This window comes from Paenibacillus sp. Soil766 (assembly GCF_001428105.1).
Classification (GTDB): domain Bacteria; phylum Bacillota; class Bacilli; order Paenibacillales; family NBRC-103111; genus Paenibacillus_E.
Genome location: NZ_LMSJ01000040.1, coordinates 29247 through 31011 on the forward strand (window position 1 = coordinate 29247; position 1765 = coordinate 31011).

The following is a 1765-nucleotide window of genomic DNA, read 5'->3' on the forward strand; positions in this document are numbered from 1 at the left end:
TGGCCGATGTTACCGGCTCTTCAACGACAGTTCCCGCACAGCTCATCCAATCTAGCGATACGGGCGTCAATAGCCAGCAATGGCAGCTTGTTAAAGTGGATTTCGAAAAAACAGGCGATACCTTGTTTAAGGCGCAACTGCAATTTGACGAGCCAAGCGGAACGACGGCTATTGATACGACTGGCAATGGCTGGCACAGTAAATTGGTTGGCGGCGCAACTCGGGTGTCCGGCAATAGCGGCAGCGCTGTGGATCTGAGCGGAACGAATCAATATGTCGCACTTCCGTCTGGCGTCGTTTCCAACAATGATACCATCACAATAGCAGCTTGGGTGAATCTGGATACCGTGAGCAACTGGACGCGGATCTTCGATTTCGGTTCCGGACCGGCTACCAATATGTACCTCACGCCGAAAAATGGAGCGAACAGCAAAATCCGCTTTGGGATCAAGAACAACGGCTCGGCTGAACAAATCATTGACGGGCAAGCAGCGCTCCCGACAGGCGGCTGGCATCATGTAGCGGTCACGCTTAACGGTTCGACAGGCATCCTCTACGTAGACGGCGCTCAAGTAGGAAGCAATACCGGGATGACCCTGAAGCCGTCCGTTATGGGGGCAACTACGCAAAACTGGATCGGCCGCTCCCAATACGCTGATCCCTATCTCGACGGAAAGGTAGATGACTTCCGGATATATAATCGCGCTCTAACCGCTTCGGATGTCACGCATGTCATGAACGGGCAAACGATGTGTCCGGCAAAGGCTGGAACGGCACATTGACGGGCGGCGCCACTTGGGCGACCGGCAACAGCGGCAACGCTGTGGATCTGGACGGAACGAACGGCTATGTCGCACTGCCGTCAAGCGTTGTTTCCAGTGCTGCCACGGCCACAGTAACTGCCTGGGTCAATCTGGATACCGTGAGCACCTGGTCGAGGATCTTCGATTTCGGTACCGGAGGGAACACCTATATGTTCCTGACGCCGAAAGGGTCAACCAGCAAAATCCGCTTTGCTATCAAACTGAACGGTTCGAGCGAGCAAATCATCAATGGGACAGCGGCTCTGCCAACGGGCGGCTGGCATCATGTGGCGGTTACTCTGAACGGTTCGACGGGTACGCTATACGTCGATGGCCAGATAGTAGGCAGCAATAGTGGAATGACCATTAAACCATCCGACCTTGGCGTCACCACGCAGAATTGGATCGGCCGCTCCCAATTCCCTGACCCCTATCTTGACGGGCGGGTTGATGACTTCCGCATTTATGATCGTTCTTTATCCACTGCGGAAGTATTGGGAGTTATGAACGGGTTGTAACCGATTATTCCGAATGGAAGTCGGTTGAAGAAATCCAATTAGCCATGTAGATTATTTGAAGTAATTATTCATAATGAGTCAGTTGCTGTCAGAGCAACTGGCTCATTGAGAATTTTTTTATAAAACTGGAGGCTCACCATGTCACTAATTCAAGGGATTCACACTATTTTTGCAGGCGACTATCCGGATCCATCCATTGTTAGAGTCGGCCGTCACTATTATATGACGCATTCTTCATTCCACTATACCCCGGGGCTGCTCGTGTGGCATTCCCATAATCTGATCGATTGGGAGCCAATCGGCCACGCGATTCTTGAGCATGTGGACGGATCGATCATGGCACCGGATTTGATCTATCATAAGGGACTATTTTATATCTATTTTCCAGCCGGCGGAACCAATTGGGTCGTAACAGCAGAATCCCCCGAAGGGCCATGGAGCAAA

Annotated in this window: 3 protein-coding genes; all 3 read left to right on the forward strand. The window is 51.8% G+C overall.

Features of this window, described 5'->3' with window-relative positions; translation table 11 throughout:
* On the forward strand, nt 1-782 hold a 782-nt coding region (locus ASG89_RS37040), incomplete at its 5' end, for a LamG domain-containing protein (RefSeq protein ID WP_162259739.1).
* Nucleotides 783-823: 41 nt separating this feature from the next.
* On the forward strand, nt 824-1321 hold the full coding sequence (locus ASG89_RS26870) for a LamG domain-containing protein (protein ID WP_235549949.1): 498 nt from the start codon (nt 824-826) through the stop codon (nt 1319-1321).
* A gap of 138 nt (nt 1322-1459) precedes the next feature.
* Nucleotides 1460-1765: family 43 glycosylhydrolase (locus ASG89_RS26875; RefSeq protein ID WP_157276827.1), on the forward strand; the 306-nt coding region annotated here is incomplete at its 3' end.